The sequence below is a fragment of the Staphylococcus sp. 11007852 genome (assembly GCF_011394325.1).
Taxonomy (GTDB): Bacteria; Bacillota; Bacilli; order Staphylococcales; family Staphylococcaceae; genus Staphylococcus; species Staphylococcus agnetis.
The window spans coordinates 1-22156 of the sequence record NZ_JAANBJ010000039.1; the positions used below are offsets into that span (position 1 = coordinate 1).

Annotated in this window: 23 protein-coding genes and 1 pseudogene; 20 read left to right on the forward strand and 4 right to left on the reverse strand. The window is 37.3% G+C overall.

Annotated features, from left to right (window positions below; translation table 11 throughout):
* Both G8Y85_RS11030 and G8Y85_RS11035 read left to right on the forward strand, forming a co-directional pair.
* Positions 1 to 267 (forward strand): annotated as a pseudogene (locus G8Y85_RS11030) (phosphopentomutase); the annotation flags it as partial.
* 127 nt (positions 268 to 394) lie between these two features.
* The gene (locus tag G8Y85_RS11035; protein ID WP_060552071.1) at positions 395 to 1261 is read left to right on the forward strand and encodes an alpha/beta hydrolase; all 867 of its coding nucleotides are present in this window, start codon (positions 395 to 397) and stop codon (positions 1259 to 1261) included.
* 16 nt (positions 1262 to 1277) lie between these two features.
* On the opposite strand, the gene G8Y85_RS11040 is transcribed toward G8Y85_RS11035, so the two are convergent.
* On the reverse strand, positions 1278 to 2018 hold the full coding sequence (locus G8Y85_RS11040) for an NAD-dependent protein deacylase (protein WP_145050681.1): 741 nt from the start codon (positions 2016 to 2018) through the stop codon (positions 1278 to 1280).
* Positions 2019 to 2176: 158 nt separating this feature from the next.
* On the opposite strand from G8Y85_RS11040, the gene G8Y85_RS11045 reads away from it, so the two are divergent.
* From G8Y85_RS11045 to G8Y85_RS11065, 5 genes are all read left to right on the forward strand, one after another.
* Positions 2177 to 2674, forward strand: a complete 498-nt coding sequence (locus G8Y85_RS11045; protein WP_060552069.1) for a DUF805 domain-containing protein — start codon at positions 2177 to 2179, stop codon at positions 2672 to 2674.
* A 184-nt stretch (positions 2675 to 2858) separates the two neighbouring features.
* Complete coding sequence (locus G8Y85_RS11050; protein WP_165805831.1) at positions 2859 to 3362, forward strand: DUF805 domain-containing protein; 504 nt, start codon at positions 2859 to 2861, stop codon at positions 3360 to 3362.
* Positions 3363 to 3543: 181 nt separating this feature from the next.
* Positions 3544 to 4968, forward strand: a complete 1425-nt coding sequence (locus G8Y85_RS11055; RefSeq protein ID WP_165805832.1) for an NAD(P)H-binding protein — start codon at positions 3544 to 3546, stop codon at positions 4966 to 4968.
* A gap of 46 nt (positions 4969 to 5014) precedes the next feature.
* Entirely contained in the window at positions 5015 to 5485 is a 471-nt protein-coding gene (locus tag G8Y85_RS11060) for a TspO/MBR family protein (protein ID WP_107401281.1), read from the forward strand.
* Positions 5486 to 5518: 33 nt separating this feature from the next.
* Complete coding sequence (locus tag G8Y85_RS11065) at positions 5519 to 6910, forward strand: cryptochrome/photolyase family protein (RefSeq protein WP_107401280.1); 1392 nt, start codon at positions 5519 to 5521, stop codon at positions 6908 to 6910.
* 11 nt (positions 6911 to 6921) lie between these two features.
* Here the strand turns inward: G8Y85_RS11065 and G8Y85_RS11070 are convergent, their stop codons facing one another.
* Positions 6922 to 7530, reverse strand: a complete 609-nt coding sequence (locus G8Y85_RS11070) for a class I SAM-dependent methyltransferase (RefSeq protein ID WP_107401279.1) — start codon at positions 7528 to 7530, stop codon at positions 6922 to 6924.
* Positions 7531 to 7653: 123 nt separating this feature from the next.
* On the opposite strand from G8Y85_RS11070, the gene G8Y85_RS11075 reads away from it, so the two are divergent.
* The 13 genes from G8Y85_RS11075 to G8Y85_RS11135 all read left to right on the forward strand — a co-directional run bounded on the left by G8Y85_RS11075 (position 7654) and on the right by G8Y85_RS11135 (position 20149).
* Entirely contained in the window at positions 7654 to 8847 is a 1194-nt protein-coding gene (locus G8Y85_RS11075; protein WP_060552066.1) for an NAD(P)/FAD-dependent oxidoreductase, read from the forward strand.
* A 123-nt stretch (positions 8848 to 8970) separates the two neighbouring features.
* The gene (locus G8Y85_RS11080; RefSeq protein WP_037565645.1) at positions 8971 to 9174 is read left to right on the forward strand and encodes a helix-turn-helix transcriptional regulator; all 204 of its coding nucleotides are present in this window, start codon (positions 8971 to 8973) and stop codon (positions 9172 to 9174) included.
* A complete protein-coding gene (locus G8Y85_RS11085; RefSeq protein ID WP_060552065.1) occupies positions 9171 to 9890 on the forward strand; it encodes a DUF3169 family protein in 720 nt (239 codons plus the stop codon). Before G8Y85_RS11080 ends, G8Y85_RS11085 begins: the two co-directional genes overlap by 4 nt.
* Positions 9891 to 10006: 116 nt before the next feature.
* Positions 10007 to 10222, forward strand: a complete 216-nt coding sequence (locus G8Y85_RS11090) for a hypothetical protein (protein ID WP_165805833.1) — start codon at positions 10007 to 10009, stop codon at positions 10220 to 10222.
* A 714-nt stretch (positions 10223 to 10936) separates the two neighbouring features.
* Entirely contained in the window at positions 10937 to 12277 is a 1341-nt protein-coding gene (locus tag G8Y85_RS11095) for an MFS transporter (protein ID WP_245203071.1), read from the forward strand.
* A gap of 152 nt (positions 12278 to 12429) precedes the next feature.
* Positions 12430 to 12990: a TetR family transcriptional regulator gene (locus G8Y85_RS11100; RefSeq protein WP_165805834.1), complete on the forward strand. Its 561-nt coding sequence runs from the start codon at positions 12430 to 12432 to the stop codon at positions 12988 to 12990.
* Positions 12991 to 13317: 327 nt separating this feature from the next.
* On the forward strand, positions 13318 to 14499 hold the full coding sequence (locus G8Y85_RS11105; RefSeq protein ID WP_165805835.1) for a betaine/proline/choline family ABC transporter ATP-binding protein: 1182 nt from the start codon (positions 13318 to 13320) through the stop codon (positions 14497 to 14499).
* Positions 14496 to 15131 (forward strand): ABC transporter permease, encoded by a 636-nt coding sequence (locus G8Y85_RS11110; protein ID WP_060552061.1) that lies wholly within the window; start codon positions 14496 to 14498, stop codon positions 15129 to 15131. The genes G8Y85_RS11105 and G8Y85_RS11110 overlap by 4 nt, the downstream gene beginning before the upstream one ends.
* An 18-nt stretch (positions 15132 to 15149) precedes the next feature.
* The gene (locus G8Y85_RS11115; protein ID WP_037565652.1) at positions 15150 to 16091 is read left to right on the forward strand and encodes an osmoprotectant ABC transporter substrate-binding protein; all 942 of its coding nucleotides are present in this window, start codon (positions 15150 to 15152) and stop codon (positions 16089 to 16091) included.
* A complete protein-coding gene (locus G8Y85_RS11120; RefSeq protein WP_039643636.1) occupies positions 16091 to 16768 on the forward strand; it encodes an ABC transporter permease in 678 nt (225 codons plus the stop codon). Before G8Y85_RS11115 ends, G8Y85_RS11120 begins: the two co-directional genes overlap by 1 nt.
* A gap of 15 nt (positions 16769 to 16783) precedes the next feature.
* Complete coding sequence (locus G8Y85_RS11125) at positions 16784 to 17551, forward strand: alpha/beta hydrolase-fold protein (RefSeq protein ID WP_165805836.1); 768 nt, start codon at positions 16784 to 16786, stop codon at positions 17549 to 17551.
* 145 nt (positions 17552 to 17696) lie between these two features.
* Positions 17697 to 18806: an NAD(P)/FAD-dependent oxidoreductase gene (locus tag G8Y85_RS11130; RefSeq protein WP_103345453.1), complete on the forward strand. Its 1110-nt coding sequence runs from the start codon at positions 17697 to 17699 to the stop codon at positions 18804 to 18806.
* Positions 18800 to 20149: a ferrous iron transporter B gene (locus G8Y85_RS11135; protein WP_165805837.1), complete on the forward strand. Its 1350-nt coding sequence runs from the start codon at positions 18800 to 18802 to the stop codon at positions 20147 to 20149. Before G8Y85_RS11130 ends, G8Y85_RS11135 begins: the two co-directional genes overlap by 7 nt.
* Before the next feature lie 347 nt (positions 20150 to 20496).
* On the opposite strand, the gene G8Y85_RS11140 is transcribed toward G8Y85_RS11135, so the two are convergent.
* Positions 20497 to 21192: a Crp/Fnr family transcriptional regulator gene (locus tag G8Y85_RS11140; RefSeq protein WP_107370701.1), complete on the reverse strand. Its 696-nt coding sequence runs from the start codon at positions 21190 to 21192 to the stop codon at positions 20497 to 20499.
* A gap of 22 nt (positions 21193 to 21214) precedes the next feature.
* The gene (gene arcC / locus G8Y85_RS11145) at positions 21215 to 22156 is read right to left on the reverse strand and encodes a carbamate kinase (protein WP_107370702.1); all 942 of its coding nucleotides are present in this window, start codon (positions 22154 to 22156) and stop codon (positions 21215 to 21217) included.

Consider the following 22156-nt stretch of genomic DNA (forward strand, 5'->3'; position numbering starts at 1 on the left):
TTTGATGAACGCTTACCTGAATTATTTGGCCACATGCGTGAAGATGATTTACTCATCATTACAGCAGACCATGGAAATGACCCAACGGCAGAAGGGACAGACCATACACGCGAATATATTCCAGTGTTATGGTATAGTCCGAAATTTAAAGAAGGCCGCGCATTAGAAACTGATACAACGTTCAGTTCTATTGGCGCCACGATTGCGGATAACTTTGGTGTCAAAGCACCAGAGTATGGTCGCAGTTATTTAAAAGATTTAAAATAAGCTAAAATATACACGAGGTAAGAATAGACTTAAAAGTCGTGACTTCTTATCTCGTGTATTTTATATTTATAAAAATGGGTATTACAAAAGAGAACTATAAGTTATGGGATAGAATCGAGGTAAGTGTGTGAAAAAGAAGAAAATATGGTTAAGTAGCGCCGTCGTACTTATCGCAATCGCAATCATTGCTGGGGCGAGTATCATGTATTCGCAACATAAACAAAGCACAGTTGCACATGCAAATTATATCAATGACCGCACACCGACATTGTTTTTACACGGAACAAGTGGGAATTTAAATTCACTCAAATATATTATTAACGAAGCTGAAGACCGAGGTGTCACACAAGATGTTATGATTGCACATGTGTCTAAAGACGGTGCAGTAACGTTTGAAGGCGCACTAGCACAACAAGCACGCAATCCAATTGTACAAATAGAATTAGAAGATAATGACAATATGGATTTAAACAAAAATGCCTCATGGATTAAAAATGTGATTGTGGCACTTGACCAAAAACAACATTTTAAACATTTTAATTTTGTTGGGCATTCTATGGGCAACACATCATTTGCGCAATACATGCTAAATTATGGAAATGATACATCTTTACCACAATTGAAACATCAAGTTAGTATCGCAGGAACGTACAATGGTGTATTAGGCATGAATGAAGACGTCAATGAAATATCCGTAGATAACGCAGGAAAACCAAGTCGAATGATCGCACCGTATGAAGGATTTATGAAATTAAAGCCTATGTATAAAGGGAAAAACATTGAAGTGTTAAATATATATGGTGATATTTTAGATGGCACACACTCAGATGGCATTGTGTCAATGAGCTCGTCAAAATCATTAAAATATTTACTTGGTGATAGCCCTAAAAGTTACAAAGAATCGAAATATGAGGGTGCTGACGCGGAACATAGCGACATTCACGACAATCCAAAAGTTGCCAATGAAATCATTTCATTTTTATGGGGAAAATAAAAACGCGCTGATAGAATCAGTGCGTTTTTTTCGATTCAAGCGCCGCAATCACTTTGACCATATCTTCATGAATGACAAGGTCTGCCAAATGGTCATAGGGTGTGGGTTCGCGATTAATGATAATCAAGTTGCCGTGATTAAATTGAGATACAAATCCAGCAGCAGGTTGAACCACGAGTGATGACCCAAGCACAATCAACGTATCAGCATCATGAATTTTATACATGGCACGCATTAACGTTTCTTGGTCTAACATCTCACCATATAACACAATATCTGGTCGAATATGCCCACCACATTGGTCGCAGTGGCGCAGTTGATGTGCTAAAACATAAGATTTCGTAAACGTGGCATCACAATGTGTGCAATAAAAACGATTCATCGTGCCGTGCAATTCATCAACGCGTTGACTTCCTGCGTCAGAATGAAGGCCATCAATATTTTGTGTAATCACACCAAGCGAACGACCTTCAGCTTCGAGCTCGGCAATCCATTGATGTACACGATTCGGTTTTTTATCCGCAAATAATAAATATTTGTAACAAAAATCGATAAATCCACCAGGGTCATCTCTTAAATAATCAGCACTTAATATATATTCTGGGGTATAGCCGTTTTGCGCAATGGCATCATTAATACCTCCGATTGAACGAAAGTCAGGAATACCACTTGCGACGGAAATACCGGCACCTGTAAAAAATACAATCTTATGAGATTGATCTATCATTTGTTTCAGTTGGTTTACTTTATCATTCATCAACAATCACTCCGTAAACATCTTTTATGTTTACATTTTAGAAGTGCTAAAATGATTAATCAAATATGTGTAAGGTCATCATACATTTCAGTGTTAATTTTATTAATGTTATGTTATTATTTTTAAAAATAATTGCGTTACGCGAAAGAGGCACTTTGATGAATCAAACTCAATCAGTATTATCTTGTTATAAGCTTTTTTGGACACGTGCATTTGATATTCATGGACGTTCAACTCGAGGGGAATTTTGGTATCCCTTTAGTTTTCATTTAGTGATTCACTTTTTATTGAGTAGATTTATTTATGGCGTGTTAGATGAAATATTTTTGCTAATTATCATTATACCTTCACTAACGGTGATGACACGACGTTTACACGATACAAACCGTAAAATGTGGTCAGCTGTTGTGATTCATGTCATAGGTTTACTGGCAATCGTTGTAAATTTATTATCGGTTGTATTTGATATTATGTCAGTTAAAGATTACTCAATGATGATTGTCATCGTTTTATTGGTATTTATTATTTATACTATTTTTTCACTCACGGCGTTTTATGCAATTGTGGTGATGTATATGAAAGGTGATGAAAAGCCAAACAAGTATGGTGATGGTGGGACATATCGTTTATTGAATCCTACAACTACAACTGAATAATAAATTAACAAATCTCAATGTAGTGCATGCGTCATTCATTGAGATTTTTTATAGTCACTATCACTCTAAATCGCTTAGATTGATTTAATTTTAATTAATATAGCCTTAATATGACCTGGCTGCGTGACATGATAATCTATATATAAGATATATAAAAAAATTATATATAGTGAGGAGTGTTATTATGAATCATCCACAAACTGTTTTATCATGTTACACGTTGTTTTGGACGCGTCTGTTTGATATTAAGGGACGTTCGACGCGTAAAGAATTTTGGCATCCATTATGGATCAATGCAGTCATTATGACGCTGTTGACATTGTTTGCAGCAGAGCGTGCAAGTTATATTTTTGGTTTATTGATTTTTATTCCGAATTTAACAGTGATGACACGTCGTTTACACGATGTTGATCGCACGATGTTTCTTGCGATTTTATTTAACATGAGTAGTTATTTAGCTTATTTCCTTATATTCTTAGTGGCGTTAGTGCCTACTGGTATTGTCACAAATCCATTTGCAGAAAGTATTTTAATTATTACTGGATTTATTGGTGGTATCGCATTAATCGGACTGATATTTTATACGTTTGTCCTCATGGCATCAAGAGGGAACGATGCGTCAAATGAATATGGCCATGGTGGTACAGCAAGTATGATGCAAAGTACTGATACGCCACACGCGCAATAAAGTGGTTTGATGTTAAGCTTAATGGAGAAAATGTCCATTGGGCTTTTTTAGTATATGCTAGGATTAGTATTTTAATTTGAAGGGTACGGAATAATATATATAAACAGATTTATAAAAATTTAAAGTGAGTACGACGTAAGTCCGACTCACTTTTTTTACTCTATATAAGTAGGTGAAAGCAATGACTAAAGTGCTATTAACTGGGGCCTCAGGGTATATCGGTGGCCATTTAATGAAACAATTAAAAAAAGATTATGAAATTGTAGCTATTTCACGACATATCGAGAATAAAGAAAATGAAGCGAATGTGACTTGGAAATCAGCAGATTTATTCGATATTAAAGAAATCACTGAAGTGATGGAAGATGTCGATGTTGCGATTTATTTAGTACATTCGATGATGCCTTCTGCCAAACTGACACAAGCAAGTTTCGAAGATATGGATGCGTTGTTAGCGGATAATTTTGCACAAGCAGCACGTGCCAATAATGTAAAACATATCATCTATATGAGCGGTCTCATTCCAGAAGATGAAAAGTTATCGCCACATTTAAGAAGCCGTCTTGAGTGCGAACGTATTTTAGGATCGTATGGGGTACCTGTGAGTACACTGCGCGCAGGTCTAATTATAGGCTCAAAAGGGAGTTCGTATCCGATTTTGAAAACGTTGGTGGAACGTTTACCAGGGTTGCTTTTACCGAAGTGGGCGTATCATACCACATTACCTGTTGCAATCGATGACGTGATTCACGGTTTAAAAGCACTTGTGAAACGTCAGCCTCAAACTAATGAGGCGATTGATATCGGTGGTCCCTCACATATGACGTATAAAGATTTGTTTAGTCAAACCGCTGAAGTCTTAGACAAACGCTTGCCGATGTTTGATTTACCCATCATTCCGATTTGGTTAAGTAAATTTTGGGTGAAACTCATTTCAGGTGTGCCGAAAGAAATGGTGTATCCATTAATGGATAGTTTGGTCCATGATATGAAACGCAATGAGGAACATACTGTTGAAGGTATTTCAATCGGTACCATTGATTTTAAGGAAAGTGTCCGTAAAGCATTAGATGAGGAACAAGATGCTCAAAAAACGAAATCAAAAAAATCACATTCAGGTCAGCTGAAAATAAAAGATGTGCGCGCCATTTCAAGGGTATCATTACCACAATCTGTAGACATGAATGCACTCGCGACAACCTATGCAGAATTTTTAAACACGATTACGTTTTACCTTGTTCACAGTCGTCTGGAAGATGATTTATTTACCATTCAAGTGCCGTTTCTAAATAAGACGTTGTTGCGTTTAAAGAAAGATAAACATGTATCTCATGCAGATAAAGTGGTGTTTCATATTGTTGGAGGCGATTTTGCATTAGCGGATGACGGTGGGAATGCACGTTTGGAATTTAGAAGGTTACCTGACTCTGACGATTGTATTATCGCCCTTCAAGAGTACCAACCTACATTACCATGGTGGTTCTATAAATTTACGCAAGCGAAAGTGCATAAAGCCGTGATGAATGCCTTTAAACTGAAATTGAAACTTTCCTATGGATTAGAAGCGCGTTTAGTGCGTGAAAGTCATGCGACGAAAACGTCATAATGGGGTGTATTTCCTAGGAAATGTTTATGATGAAAGGAAGAAGATTATGCCAAAACGTAAGAAGTTTGAACAATTTGTAAGAGGCATAGGCCCTTTACTAGGTGGCCAAGTTGTTGGCAGGGTGATTGTACGTCATGCGCGTGACGATTATGAAGAAACCAAAACACCACCGTATTCACCGCCAGGATATGTCTTTCCGATTGTATGGTCGGTACTGTATACTTCTATGGGAATCGCACATGCGTGCGTGTCCAATAAAAAGCCCTCACGTTTCATGTCTATAACGTATATGACACAATTGGCTTTCAATTATGCATGGGCTATCATCTATTTTAAATTTAAATGGCGAGGTATAGCGGTGATAAATAGCTTTTTATTATTGGGTGCGGTGATTGTAACGACTGTGCAGTTTTTCAAAAAACATAAAGTGGCGGGCGTTTTGTTGTTTCCATATGTCGCTTGGTGTGCCTTTGCTTCGTATCTCGCGACAGGAAACTATCTCTTAAATAAAGCATAAGCGCAACGTTGGTATCATCTAAGGAGGAGTGCTATGAAGTTAGGTGTGATTTTAAATCGTGTGTTTCGCATGCAAGCGAATCCTTTATTTCAATATGTGAGTGAACATCATCATCATTATGATGCGATTCATTTTATCGTGCCCATCGAAGCGATGACTGATGCCTCAGAAATTAAATATCATGACTATATGAATGTAGTAAAAGGGTTTTTAAATCAATTAAAACAATACGATATTGAGCCACATATTGTAACATATGAAGCGCTCGGAGATTTATCAAAATCCCTAGGTTTAACACATGTTTTGTTAGCGAGTGATACGATGAGTTATCACCATGAGCGGTATGATTTTCCACATATTCAACGTGCATTTCAAAATTATCATATTGATGTCATTGGTTTGCGAGCAAATCATTATTTTAACCCCCGACAAACGACTAATAAACAAGGTGAGCCATATAAAGTATTTACGCATTTTTATAAAGCAAATCGGTCTAAAATAACGCATATTCGTACACCAAATTATACATTAGAAACACTGAGTTCTATCGTTCAAAAAGGTGACAATCAATTAAATCTTACATTTAATGACGCGTGTGATGTTGAAGCAACGGTACGCGCTAAGTGGGAAGATTTTCTACGTGAGGATATCACGCAATATAAGGAATTGACCCATGATCTCACACAACCTTATGTAAGTGGTATGAGTCGGTCTTTAGCGTATGGCTTGATGGATATTCATGAAGTGTTAAGTGATTTATTAGAAGGTTATGAAACGTCACCTTCGCAATATGAAGCGTATATGCGAGAACTCATATTTAGAGAATTTTATTACGTATTAATGGTGGCATATCCACACACTGCCCACCAATCATTCAATGAAAAATATCGGGACTTGTCATGGTCGAAACATGAAGCGACTTTTGAAGCGTGGAAAAATGGTGAAACAGGTTATCCTATAGTGGATGCTGCGATGAAGAAGTTACGTCGCACTGGTTGCATGCACAACCGATTGCGTATGGTGGTTTCTCAATTTTTAACAAAACATCTTTTGATTAATTGGACATGGGGAGAAGCTTATTTTCGAGAACAGCTCATAGATTATGACAATGCATCGAACGTTCATGGTTGGCAATGGTCTGCATCGACAGGAACGGATGCAGTACCGTATTTCAGAATGTTTAACCCAATACGTCAAAGTGAACGTTTTGATGCACAGGGCTATTTTGTCAAATCAGAATTTCCATTATTTGACGACGTTCCGGCCCAATATGTTCATCATCCATCAGCGTATCGAGAAGTATTAAATGAAACGTACCACATCAAAATTGGGGAAGATTACCCAGATGTCATCGTTGATCACAAAGCAAGCCGCGAACGTGTGATGACGGTATTTAAATCATTGAGTGAAGATGAAAAAGCGTAGCACAAGGCGTGCTACGCTTTTTCAATATGACCTTGAATGACGATGCCTGCGCCTTTATGTTTTGTACCTTCATGACGGATGACTTTGCGCTCTACCAAGAAATGTATGCGTACAGGTAATTGCGCTAAAATTGCGCGCACTTCAGCCTTATCATATAACATGTCTACATCTTTAGGGCCACCTGTGCCCATTTGAAGTTGTTTTTTTGCGTAAAATTCAAAATAACTATGTCCACCTGAAACAAGCGCGTTTACAAGGTTATGAAACATCATTTGCTTTCCTTTACTAGGGACATGGCCAAAGATATTCATACTATAGTCAAATGTATCATGAGGTATGACGTTTGCTTCGGTGATATCGCCGTATAAAGCATCAACGTAAACGTGTTGTTCTGCCGCTAATCGGCGTTGTTTTTCAATACCGACGTTAGACGTATCATACGTAGTGACGTCATAACCAAGTTTTGCGAGATATACCGCGTTACGTCCTTCGCCTTCCGCAAATAATACGATTTTTTTGGGTAGATCGGTAGTATCTTCAAAAATTGATTTAACATAGGCATTTGCTTCTTTACCATAAATATAATGTTCCTCTTGATACTTTTCATCCCAATGATTCATTACGTAGCCTCCTAGTTTCACATTTGATATTCAAGATATACCCGACTTCTAACGTGTCATTCATTTCTAAATAGGGTAAAAGATTAATATTAATTGATATTAATTATATAAGGATGTGAAATGATGAGCCAACATTATGAAGTCGTTGTAATCGGTGGGGGAACGGCAGGAATTATGGTCACATCTAAGATTCTCAGACAAGACCCAAGTTTAAAAGGAAAAATTGCGATTATTGATCCAGCAAGCCATCATTATTATCAACCGCTATGGACGTTAGTGGGAGCGGGTGTGTCTAAATTAGAATCAACGCGTAAACCGATGGGCACGGTCATCCCTCAAGGAGCGAACTGGCTACAACAAGCCGTGAAACACCTCGCACCGCATGATAACATGGTGTATTTACAAAATGATGAAAGCATCACGTATACGAATTTAGTCGTCTGTCCTGGACTACAATTGAAGTGGTCTTACGTTAAAGGATTACCAGAAACCATAGGTAAACATGGGGTGTGTTCCAATTATGCGCCCCAATATGTTAACGAAACGTGGCGTCAAATTTCTCAATTTAAAGGTGGTACGGCTATATTTACGCACCCCAATACACCTATAAAATGTGGTGGAGCACCAATGAAAATAATGTTTTTAGCTGAAGATTATTTTAGAAAACATGGTGTGAGACCCGAGACTAACGTGTATTTTGAAACGTCAAAAGATGTCTTATTTGATGTTGAAACATATTCAAACGTACTTGAAGATATAGTTGAGAAACGTGATATCCATGTAGAATATCAATCGAACTTGGTTGAAGTTAATGGAGAGGAAAAGCGTGCAACTTTCGAAAATATAAAGACGGGTGCGCGTCATACACGCCATTTTGATATGTTACATGTGACGCCACCAATGGGGCCGTTAGACTTTGTGAAAGAAAGTGGATTAACGGACGAAGCGGGTTGGATCGATGTTAATCCATCGACATTACAACATACCCAATTTAACAATGTCTTTGCGTTAGGTGATGCATCTAATGCGCCAACATCTAAAACGGGTGCGGCTATTCGAAAACAAGCTCCCGTTGTCGCAGCCAATTTGCTTCAAGCGATGAAAGGTAATATGTTAACACATCATTATGATGGTTACACATCTTGTCCAATCGTAACAGGGTATAATCAACTTATATTAGCAGAATTTGATTACAATCATGAACTGAAGGAAACAATGCCTTTTAACCAAGCCAAACCACGACGCAGTATGTATGTGTTGAAAAAAGATATTTTACCGAAACTGTATTGGTATGGCATGTTAAAAGGATTGATGTAACATTTTAAACCATGATATACGCTGTCATCACTTAGATGATGGCGCTTTTGTAAGCGTGTTTTGACTAATATAGTTGTCAAAATGACAATGATAGTATATATTATGGTTGAGGAGTTGATCAGCATGCGAAATCGACTTAAAGAATTACGTGCGCGGGATGGGTACAATCAAACGCAATTAGCCAAAAAAGCAGGCGTTTCCAGACAAACCATTTCACTCATAGAACGAAATGAATTTACACCATCTATCAAAACAGCCGTAAGCATTGCGCGTGTATTTAAAGAGCCAGTTGAACATATTTTTATCATTGAGGAGGAAGACCTATGAAAATAGGAAGATATTTATTATATTTACTCGTTGGTGGAGTAATAGGCGGTATCATTGGCGGTTTATTAGGTGAGACCAATGGTTTACGGTTCATTACCGAATATCATCTCGAATCTCACACCGTAATACAGACAATAGGTATAGGTGCGATTTTATGTCTTTTAGGATTAATTGTTTATATTCTATTTTTACAAAAGAAAGCGTTAAAGTATAAAAATCAATTAGATGCACACATTGAAGAGGACATTGCAGACACAATTGAAACGAAGGCGTCGTTAAAATTTATGAATGTATCACTGGTGATTTATCTAGCGTATCTCATTGCATTTTTAGTGTTACTGATTTATGTTGTTGCGAACGTCAGTGATGATTTTATCCTATATCCAATTATTGCGTTTTTAACGGTATCAATTGGGACAATACCTTATAGCTTTTTTATACGTAAATACGACCCACGATTGCCTAAATTAGGAGAAAAACATTATACTGAGAAAATGTTGGCACCTATGGATGAAGGTGAACGGCATATAACTTTAATTTCAATGTTTAAAATCTATTATATTAACCTTTGTTTACTCATGATTGGTATTTTTTTACTTGGCATATTTTCAATATTAAGTGGTGTGAATCAAACATTTGGCTTAATCATACTCATACTTCTTTTTGCATATAATACATTTGGTTACTTGTTAAGAATACGACAATATTACCAATAAAAAAGGTGAATTTTGAAATTCAGCTTTTTTATTTCTTTACAATCATTTAGAAGATAAACTATGACACATATCACTATAGAGTGTAAGGATAATAAATAATTCAGAGGGTGGTTACGATGGAATTATGGGTGAAATTGATATGGTTTTTGATTGCAGCAGCATTAGCCGTTTATTTTATATTCGATGAACGCATTATCAGTTTAATCATTTTATTGTTAGGTAATATTTTAGTTTTCACCATCATTGAAGTTATATTTAAAAAAAGAAAACACATTGAATTTAAGGTAATGTATAAAGTTACGCGTGATAAAGTGACCGATTGCATGCATTAAGATGAATAGGATACGAATGTGAGTTATCATTACTTCTTGTTGTTCTTTATATCTACAATCAAACTGATACTGCCACATAACAACAAAGATAATGGGATTAAACATAGATATACGTCAAAATCTTTATAAATAAATATGGCTGTTAAAATGATCGAAATAATAATAATCATTAGATTAAACAATAATGACAATCGAATTCTGTGCATCTTTCTTCACCGCTTTCTTTAAAGTTCATTCATCATCGCTTAACCTTTTACCTAACCACATGCCAGTTAAAAATAAGGTTAATACGATAAAGAACATAATTATTGGTTGATTATCAAACTGAAAATAAGGTGCTAAGTGGTATATCACGATATAGTTTACTAACAAAAATATAAGAAAGGTGATAATTTTTTTCATAGTGTCTCCTTTTATTAAGAAAGTTGAAATAGGTAATAATTAAGCATTAGCGTTTATGACGTCATTTTATTACTAATGAAATATACGAAACAATACCGCTAGGGATGAACATACAATTGGTTTCTTTCTAAATGTAAAATCGATATTGATGATTAACGATTATAAAAGCAATCAAACTGAGTAAATTTATGCCTCACCATATACATCTTTCCATTATGAATTCTTCTCAATATAGAAACCTTCAACTTCATATTGACGCTTCAATAACGTTTTAATACCATAAGTATAATACGTATGAAAGGGGTTTCATATATGGGAGAAGCATTAAAAATGGATAAAAGATTAAGGCGAAAAGTACTTGTCGCCAGTTTGATTGGGGCTTCAATTGAATGGTTTGATTTTTTTCTTTATGCAGCTGTAGCAACGATTATTTTTAATACACAATATTTCGTTACGAATGATGCATTTTTATCAACAATTTTGGCTTATTTTGGCCTTGCATTATCATTCTTTATTCGGCCACTAGGTGGTGTCATTTTTGGTCATGTTGGGGATATATTAGGACGAAAGTTGACATTGATTTTAACATTATCATTAATGGGTATTGCAACGGCTGGGATAGGTTTATTACCTACTTATGATCAAATAGGGTTAGCTGCACCTTTACTATTACTTTTATTCCGGTTAATTCAAGGGCTAGGTTTAGGTGGAGAATTTGGTGGCTCTTTATTATTAGCAACTGAATATGCACCAAGGCACCAGCGTGGATTTTTTGGCAGTGTGCCTCAAATGGGGGTCACGATTGGTTTGGTGTTAGCGTATAGTTTCTTTTTTACTCTGACGCATGTTTTACCAGAAGATGTCTTTCATGCTTGGGGATGGCGGATACCTTTTATTTTTAGCTTGCTATTAGTAGTATTCGGTTTATGGATTCGTAAAAGTTTAAATGATACACCAGCGTTTCGTCAGTTAAAAGAAGAAGCAACCCAAAGTGATGCACAATCTAAACGTATTCCAATTATTGAAACGTTTAAACAACACCCTAAAGAAGTAGTCATGACGATTTGTGCAAAGTTTGTAGAAACAGGACCTTTTTATATTTTTACTACTTTTATCATTGGTTATGCGACGGCAACGTTAAATGTGTCATTTCAATTCATGATGCTCGCCATTATGGTTGTATCTGTGGTCACTACAGTAATGATTCCTTTTATGGGTGCTTTATCAGATAAAATTGGGCGTAAAAAAATGTATCTTATAGGTACGGCTATTATGCTAATTTATGCATTTCCATATTTTATTCTAGTGAATACGCATCATGAGTTACTGATTATATTGGCGACTTTTATTGGATTAGCGTTAATTTGGCCACCTATCACAGCAACGCTTGGAACAATGTTTTCTGAAGCATTTAGTAAAGAAGTTCGCTTTACGGGTGTCACATTAGGCTATCAAATTGGTGCAGCACTTGCTGGAGGGACGGCTCCTATGATTGCTGAATATTTGATGGCCACGTTCAATGGAAGTAGTTTACCAGTGTCACTCTACATTATTGTAACTGCGATGGTTTCGTTAGTCGCGGTAATGTTTTTAAATGGGCGTAATATGCAAGATTTAGATGATACAAACTATGGTGATGATGAATATCATTAAGAGGTTAGGGCGTCTAGAATAGAAATAGATATTAAATCCACACAAAATTGACTGAATTCATTGCGATTTATGATATTTTTGCTTAAACTAATGCTGTTTCCGTAATCGTAGACGGTAGGCACAATTATAAAATGATAAGGCAGGTGATGGATGTGGCGAGAAAGTCAAAACGCGTTCAAATTTTAGAAGCGGCAGCATTGATTGTGTATGAGAAAGGCGTTGATGCATTAACACTTGATGCAGTGGGTAAACGTGCGGGTGTCAGTAAAGGTGGCTTGCTGTACCACTTTAAATCCAAAGATGGCTTAATTGAAGCACTTGTGCAATATGCCAATCATTTGTATCAAGATAATGTTGAAAATGCACTAGATATGTCGCTTTCTCAAGGGCGTTATTTAAATGCACTCATTGAAGCAACGCGGACACATCGTGCTGAACATGCGCCGATTACTTCTGGCTTATTAGCCGCACATGGCACCAATAAAGATCACCTTGCGTCGCTAAAGGCATCTTATGCGCAGTGGCAATCTACAATTATTAATGAAGGTGTTGACCCTGTAGATGCAACCATTATGCGTTTAGCAATTGATGGGTTATGGCTCTCGGAAATTTTTGAATTTAGTGCGATTGATGAAACGATGCGAGAAGCGGTACTGAATCGTTTAAAAGCCTATACGCAACGTGAGACAGTATTTAATCACGATAATATCTAAATGGTTAAAAAATATGTGTTGATAAAGCCAAATTGTGCAAATGTGCATAATTTGGTTTTATATTTGTGTAACATTTGAATTGAAACTGACCGATTGGTATAGTAAAAAGGTGAACTGTTTACATAAGATGGGTACGTAACAGTTATCAAATGGACATCAGGTTGCCTTCATCTAAGTATTAAGATGACTTATAGTGCACATTTAATGAACGTAAATAATAGCGATTGAGGACTTGTTGTGCCTTGTTTTTACTTAGTACGCTTTGTATGACATTCACAAGGGGTCCTTTTTGTATTTTTAAATTCATTAAGGGAAAGGAATGGACATATGTTAAGTATTAAAAACTTATCAAAAGTCTATGCTGGGAGTAAAAAGGCTGTAGACAATATGACGATAGACATTCAGCAAGGGGAGTTTGTCGCCTTTATTGGCACAAGTGGGAGTGGTAAAACGACGGCACTCCGCATGATTAACCGTATGATTGAAGCGACTGAAGGTCAAATTATGATTAATGGTAAAGACGTTCGTCAAATGAATCCGGTGGAATTGCGCCGTAGTATTGGATATGTGATTCAACAAATCGGGCTTATGCCACATATGACGGTAAGAGAAAATATAGTACTTGTACCTAAGTTGTTAAAGTGGTCGCAAGAGAAAAAGGATGAGAAGGCACGTGAACTCATTAAACTTGTAGATTTACCGGAAGAGTATTTGGATCGTTATCCGTCTGAATTGTCTGGTGGCCAACAACAACGTATCGGTGTTGTTAGAGCGCTCGCTGCAGAACAAGATATTATCTTAATGGATGAGCCGTTTGGGGCGTTAGACCCGATTACACGTGATACGCTACAAGACTTAGTGAAGAAGCTTCAACAACAATTAGGCAAAACATTTATATTTGTGACACATGACATGGACGAAGCGATTAAGTTAGCTGATAAAATCTGCATCATGTCTCATGGAAAAGTGATTCAGTTTGATACACCTGACAATATTTTAAGACATCCGGCAAATGATTTTGTCCGTGATTTCATTGGCCAAAACCGCTTGATTCAAGACCGTCCTAATGTGCGTTCTGTAGAAGATGCGATGATTACGCCAATTACGATAACGGCGGATCAATCTTTAAATGATGCAGTTGAGTTAATGCGTCAAAAACGTATAGATACGTTATTTGTCGTCAATCATCAACATAAATTATTAGGCTTTTTAGACATTGAAGACATCAATCAAGGATTACGTGCACATGCAGAATTAATTGATGTGATTCAACGTGATGTGTATACCGTGTCGCTTGATAGTAAATTACAAGATTCTGTGCGCACGATTTTAAAAAGAAATGTACGTAATGTGCCTGTTGTTGATGAAGGTCATCATATTGTAGGTCTCATTACGCGCGCAAATCTTGTTGATATCGTTTACGACAGCATATGGGGAGAATCTGACGATGAAACTACAGAAACAGAAGACGCAGTACCTTCTGATAAGGCTGGAGTTGAACGCGTATGATGGATTTTATCGTGAATAATGCGAATGATTTATTCAATAAAACGATGGAACATTTGTATATTTCTGTGATTGCGCTCGTACTCGCCATCATTTTCTCAGTGCCCCTCGGTATTTTATTAACACGTACAAAACGTTTGGCAAAAGTTTCATTAACCATTGCCAGTGTCCTTCAAACGATACCGACATTAGCCGTGTTAGCGTTGATGATTCCGTTATTTGGGGTAGGAAAAGTGCCAGCCATCGTTGCGCTATTTTTCTATGTGTTATTACCCATATTAAATAATACAATCATTGGGGTGGAAAGCATTGATAAAAATGTACGTGAAGCTGGTAAAAGTATGGGAATGACGGAATTTCAACTCATGAAAGGTGTAGAACTTCCACTAGCATTACCGATGATTTTAAGTGGTATTCGCTTGTCATCTGTCTATGTAATCAGTTGGGCAACACTTGCAAGTTTTATAGGTGCAGGCGGTCTCGGTGATTACATTTTCAACGGATTAAACTTGTATGATGCGAATATGATCATTACGGCGACAATCTTAATTACCGCACTCGCGTTACTAGTCGATTTTTGTTTGTCACGTATTGAAAAGTGGATTGTACCAAAAGGATTAAAGGTGTCTAGATAAACATTGGAGGGGGATATGATGACACGTTATCACAAGTATGTAGCAGTTGTTGTGCTGTGCCTCATGGTATTATCTGGATGCAGTTTACCAGGTTTGAAAAATGCATCGGCACCGGATGAAGTTCAAATTACAGCACTTTCAACGTCAGAATCTCAAATTATGTCTCATATGTTGAGACTACTGATAGAACATGATACAAAAGGTAAGATTAAACCGACAATTATTAACAACTTAGGTTCAAGCACGATTCAACATAATGCCATCGTGAATGGTCAGGCGAACATGTCGGGGACGCGTTATACCGGTACAGATTTAACCGGGACGCTCCAAATGAAGCCGATTATAGATTCGAAAAAGGCAATGGCCGCGACGCAAAAGGGTTTTAAAGACAAATACCAACAAACATTTTTTAACTCTTACGGCTTTGATAATACATTTGCGTTAATGGTGACACAAGAAACCGCTAAAAAATATCATTTAGAAACGGTGTCTGACCTTGAAAAACATGCGAAAGATTTAAGGCTTGGTATGGATACAACATGGCAAAATCGTGAAGTAGATGGCTACCCTGCATTTCAACGTAAATATGGGTTTAAATTTGGAGATAGCCGACCAATGCAAATTGGACTGGTCTATGATGCGCTTCAAAATGGCAGTTTAGATGTGGCTGTAGGGTACTCAACAGATGGCCGTATTGCGGCATATCATTTAAAGGTGTTAAAAGATGATAAACGTTTCTTCCCACCATATGATGCAAGCCCTTTAGCTTCCGATCAACTATTGAAAGAACGCCCTGAACTAAAACCAATTATTAAAAAATTAGAAGGCAAAATTTCTACTAAAGAAATGCAACATTTGAATTATCAAGCAGATGGACAAGGTCAAGAACCTGCCATTGTGGCGCAAAAATTTTTAGAAAAACATCATTACTTTGATGATGACAAAGGAGGCCAAAAATAATGAATGGTCATCTTTTACAACAACTTTGGTCGTATTATCAAACGAACTTTGGCTATTTATGGGAACTTTTTATGAATCATCTTTTAATGTCGATTTATGGTGTATTATTTGCAGCACTTGTAGGTATCCCATTAGGTATCATCATCGCGCGCTATGGGAAATTATCGACTGCGGTCATTACACTCGCGAATGTGATTCAAACGGTTCCTGTCATTGCGATGCTAGCAATATTAATGTTAGGCATTGGATTAGGGATGAATACCGTGATTTTTGCCGTCTTTTTATATGCACTATTACCGATAATTAAAAATACGTATACAGGAATACAAGGTGTTGACGCTAACATAAAAGATGCAGGTAAAGGCATGGGGATGACACGCAATCAAGTGCTTCGCATGATAGAGTTACCTCTTTCGTTATCCGTTATTATAGGGGGATTACGTATTGCGCTCGTAGTGGCTATCGGTGTCGTTGCAGTAGGGTCTTTTATCGGTGCACCTACACTAGGTGATTTAATTATACGAGGTACGAATGCGACCGATGGCACGCTCTTTATTTTAGCCGGTGCATTACCCATTGTACTTATAGTGTTGATAGTCGATATACTTTTGCGTATGCTAGAGAAGAAGTTAGATCCTCTGAATCGTCGAACGAAAAATACAATGACATCAAGTTAAAAGGAGTGACGTTTCGTGGCGTTAATGGAAATGAATTATAAATCTAAAACGCTTGGCATGCATCAATCATTCACAGTAATTTTGCCAGAAGATGACAGTTATTTTAATCCAAGTAGCAAACCTAAATTATTGAAATCAATGTTATTGTTACATGGGATATCAAGCGATCACGCATCTTATATGCGTTATACAAGCATTGAGCGTTATGCGAATGCGCATCAATTAGCAATTATTATGCCGAGTGGAGATCATAGTTTTTATACCAATATGAAGTATGGTCATAGTTATTATGATTATGTGTTAGAAGTATGGGATTATGTGCATCAAGTATTGCCATTGTCTCAAGAAAGAAAAGATCATTTTATTGCAGGACATTCAATGGGTGGGTATGGTACGTTGCGTTATGCATTGACAGCGGGCGAACGGTTTTCTAAAGCGGCACCACTTTCATCTGCCATCGATGTATCACAAGTGTATGAATTTGTGTACCCTGATTTTAAACCAGCCGCAATTGCCGGCGAGGACTATCTGCCTATTGGTACGGAATATGACCCTTATCACCTTGTAGATGAAGCGATTAAAAAGGGGAAAGCAGTTCCGGAGATTGTTATGATGTGTGGGACAGAAGACCCGTTATATGAAAGTAATACACAATTTTTTGACTATATTTCTAAACATAATATACCAAGTCGTTTGATTGCCAATGCGGGTGAACATAATTATGACTATTGGGATAAAGCAATAAAAACAATCATTGAAATGTTTACAACTGAAGATGAATAAAATAAATGCGTTCATGGCGGATTTCCGTATATGAACGCATGTTTTATTTTCATTTTTTTCAAATTGATAAACATTGCAAATCGGTGCATGAAGGTCTATAATATTAAATCGTAATTATTACGATTTATAAAGTGAGGTTTTATATATGACCCAACATCACCGTGTTGTAATTATTGGCGCAGGTGCAGCGGGAATTGGGATGGCAGTCACTTTCAAGATGCTTAATATGGAAGATGTCTGTATCATTGAAAAAAATTCAATTGGTCATTCGTTTACGCAGTGGCCGAAATCAACGCGAACAATTACACCATCGTTCACATCAAATGGCTTTGGCATGCCAGATATGAATGCGATTTCTATAGATACATCACCAGCTTTTACCTTTAATGAAGAGCATGTGTCAGGTGAGACGTATGCAGAATATCTTGAAATTGTAGCCGATCATTATGACGTTCAAGTTGAAACTGAGACGACTGTTAAAGGTGTACAATTGGTGGACGGTATATATGAAATTGAGACGTCCAGAGGTCTGTTTACTGCTGATTATATCTTTGTAGCAACGGGAGATTATGCCTTTCCAAATCAACCGTTTACCGTGGGCCGTCATTATAGTGAAATAGAGGATTTTAAAGCATTGACAGGAGAACATTATGTCGTCATTGGTGGCAATGAAAGTGGCTTTGATGCGGCAATTCAACTTGCCAAAAATGGTGCGCATGTTGAAATGTACACGACTTCGACTGGGTTTGGTGAAGAAGATGCGGATCCTAGCGTCCGTTTATCACCGTATACGCATCAACGCTTAAAAGAAGTGGTAGAAGCGGGGCATGATATTCAAATGCACGTGGGACATGAAGTCATCGATACACGAGAGGATGACGATGGTTATCACATTTTACTAGCGAATGGTGAAACTGTCGTAACACCTCACATACCGATTGTAGCGACAGGCTTTGATGTGACACAAAATCCACTTGTGCAACAATTGTTTACGCTTCAAGAAGGTGAAGTGAAATTGTCTCAATTAGATGAATCTACACGCTATCCTAACGTCTTTTTAATTGGGGCAACGGTGCGTCATGAAGAAGCGATATTATGTTATATCTATAAGTTTCGCGCACGTTTTGCTGTTTTAGCCGAAATTGTAATGAAGCGAGAAGCGATACCGGTAGACGATACCATCATTGAATCATTTAAGAAGAATAATATGTATTTAGATGACTATGCATGTTGTGAAGTGGACTGTACATGTTAGAAGTGACGTTTAATATTGTCACGGGTGAAGTGACAACTATTCCTGATGAACCCCATCATTTGAAATTAAGTCAGACGCATCGGCTTACTAGTGATGAACTGGCTAAACTCCGTCAATTTATCATTTCGAAACGTTTAGAAATTGGCTTGAAAACACCGACACTGTCGACAACAGAAGCAACGCACCATGTCGTCGCACAACTCCAACACTTTATGAAAGAGAAACAACAACGTGCACCCAAATGGCATCAAATGTGTTACGGGTGGTGCGTGATTGTACTCATGTTTGCGATTCCCATTTTTCTTGCGTATCATTTGTCAGGGTGGTTAGAAAGTACAGTATTTTCACCTTTTATTGACATGTTGAGTCGTGCGCAGTGGGTGCAACATGCGTGGATTCAACATATTCTATTTGGAGATTATGGTATGTTATCTCTTGGTACGTATTCGTTTGTATGGGCACTGCCTGTCGTTGTCTTTATCAGTATTTCCACGGCGCTCTTAGATCACTCAGGTTTAAAGCAGTACGTCGTATGGTCTATAGAACCGTCCATGCGTCGTATCGGATTAAACGGTACAGATATTGTGCCTGTACTTGAAGGTTTTGGATGTAACGCTGCGGCGGTGGCTGAAGCAGGTCATCAGTGCAGTCAATGTACTCAAGCACGATGCATGAGTTTAATTGGCTTCGGAACATCTTGTAGTTATCAAATTGGCGCAACATTGTCCATTTTTAATACGGCGCATGTAAGCTGGCTATTTGTACCTTATTTATTGCTCGTATTTATAGGAGGCGTCATCCATAACCGTTTATGGTATCGTGCCCAACCAACGTTTAACATTGCACCAACATATCGTCAGGCATCATTGCGATCGCCACTCACGTATGCATTTATGAAACAAGTCATCGTAAGTATACGCATGTTTTTGACACAAGCGTTGCCGATTTTTCTAGGTATATGTTTTGCAGTGAGTTTATTATCATTGACGACAATTTTAGATTGGCTCGCGAAAGTGTTCGCCCCGATATTACAACTTTTACAATTACCAACAGAATTTGCGACAGGCATCTTTTTCTCTATCATACGTAAAGATGGTATGTTGTTGTTTAATACAGGTCATGGTACATTAATTCAAAGTTTATCGCCGTTACAATTATTAATGGTGGTATTTCTAGCGTCAACTATGACATCATGTTCTGTGACAATGACAATGATAGCGCGTCAACTTGGTGGAAAGTTAGCGGGGAAATTGGTACTCAAACAAATGGCCACATCATTAGGTATCGTATGTGCATTGTTTGGATTATTAAAATTGTGGGATGTCCTGATAACACTATCGTAAAAGTAGCGCATTAATGGCCACATGTATTTGGCGTAGTCACAATAACTCACTTAGACGAAACCGAAAATTTATTTTGAGCGCAAGAGAACTAGAAATTTTTGAGCGTGTTCAAAAATAAAAAGCAGAGCTGACTAAACGCACGCGCTTAGTCAGCTTTCTGCCATTTAAACTATGAATTACGCATTCATTGCTACAGCATCACATGAAATCAAAAAGGTTTCTGTAACGCTCTAGATTTAAAGGTAACGCGCCTATAAAAGCGAGGCTAGGGTACCAATCAGAGTTTGAATGTTTAATATCATGTCTTCTTGTTTTATAAGTGTCAAAATGTAATGGAGGATGATGATTTATGTTTGAAATAGCTTTTTACAAATCATCCAAGTATGTTTATCTTTAAAAATGTAGTTCTCTATCATTAAGGAATGTACAATATGACTTACGCGTTCGCGTGACATACCAATTAAATCGGCAAGCAATTGTATCGTAATGGCGTGAGTTAATTCATAATAGGATTCATGATTTGATCCTACATTTTCGCATAGCAAACGGATTAAATGAATGACTTTTTCACGCGCATTTTTACAATTTAAAATCATATTATGCTGAATGTGTTGATCTTTGCTTAAAATAACTAATTCGTAAAATCGAGACAGCACCTCTGCATCATGTTTTGATAGCTTTTCAACTAAAAATAAGGGCACGCTCAATATGTCGCAATCTGTTAAAGCGATACATGATTCATCAATTGCAGGAGTGCGAAACAATTTGTTGAGCGGAAAGCAATGATACGCTTGATTCAGCCATTTGTAATGCGCGCCATTATCAGTATAGGCTTCTCTTAATACGATACCATGCATGATGAACTTGATGTGTGTCATTTCAGTTGTATCGTAATAAATAACTTGATTTTTATCGTAATGACGCAGTATAAAATCATCCGTAAAAATTTGTAATTGCGTGGGTGACACATGAATATAATGCGCAAATGTTTGGATCGCAACTTTTAAGTCTTTGATATCTATCGTTTTATAATGCGTATTCATTTTAGATAACGTCCTTACTTAATTATAAATGGATGTGTGTACCTGTTCCCCTGTCAATAGCCTCGTAAGCGTTGTCTAAGTCTGTTATGATGACTTCTCTATGTGGATGTTGTCCAATAAATTTAATCGCAGCTTCAATTTTAGGTAACATGGAGCCTTCTGCGAATTGGCCTTCATCAATGTATGTTTGTAAAGTCGCAACGTCAACGGAGGTTAACATTGTTTCATTAGGTGTTTGATAGTTGATATATACATTTGGAACGGCTGTTAAAATCATCAAGGTATCCGCTTCAATCAGTTCTGCTAGCGTTTCACTTGCGAAATCTTTATCAATCACCGCTTCAATACCTTCGTAACTATCTTCTTTTTTTACAACAGGAATACCGCCCCCACCACATGCAATGACGATATTGTTGTTGTCGAGTAATGTTTTAATCATTTCATGTTCTAAAATCGATACAGGAATAGGGGATGGCACCACTTTTCGATAACCGCGACCAGCATCTTCTTTATAGACACTATTTGCATCTAAACGTTGTAATTTTTCAGCTTCTTCTTTCGTATAAAACGGTCCAATCGGTTTTGATGGATGAAGGAGGTGTGGATCATGTGCATCGACTTCAACACGTGTAACGACAGTCGCCACGTGTTTCGTACTCTTTATGTTTTGAAGGACGCGTGATGTTTCCGTTTCTAACCAGTATCCAATCATACCTTGTGTCATGGCACCACATACATCTAAAGGCATGGCAGGTGTTTCAGGACTGCTGGCTTTTGCTTGTTGAATTAACAAATTGCCTATTTGTGGTCCGTTACCATGTGAGAATACGATAGATGCATCGGAAGTAAACAAAGGTTTTAGTTTTTCCAATGTTTGTCGAATCGCACCTTGCTGACTCATTGCGGTTGCTTCTTTATTTTGAATTGCGTTACCTCCTAAGGCGATAACAATCGTTTTAGGCAT